Raw genomic sequence first — 267 nt, 5'->3', positions numbered from 1 at the left:
CCATGCGATTGAAGAAGGAAACATGAAAGCCATGTATCTTGTCGGTGAAGATATGGCGCTCGTCGATTCAAACGCCAACCATGTTCATGACATTTTATCCAGCCTTGATTTCTTTGTTGTGCAGGATATTTTCCTTTCAAGAACGGCGCAATACGCGGATGTCATCCTGCCTGCGGTTCCATCTCTTGAAAAAGACGGAACATTTACAAACACAGAGCGGCGTGTGCAAAGATTGTATCAGGCGCTTCCGACACTCGGCGATGCAAA

Annotated in this window: 1 protein-coding gene; it reads left to right on the top strand. The window is 46.4% G+C overall.

Annotated features, from left to right (window positions below):
- The coding region (locus tag KVT31_RS29620) for a molybdopterin-dependent oxidoreductase (RefSeq protein ID WP_217613733.1) at nucleotides 1–267 on the top strand (267 nt) is incomplete at both ends.

The organism is Bacillus sp. GbtcB14 (assembly GCF_019091205.1).
In the GTDB taxonomy this organism is placed as follows: Bacteria; Bacillota; Bacilli; order Bacillales; family Bacillaceae_G; genus Bacillus_A; species Bacillus_A cereus_AG.
This window is presented reverse-complemented; position numbering and strand designations above follow the sequence as displayed.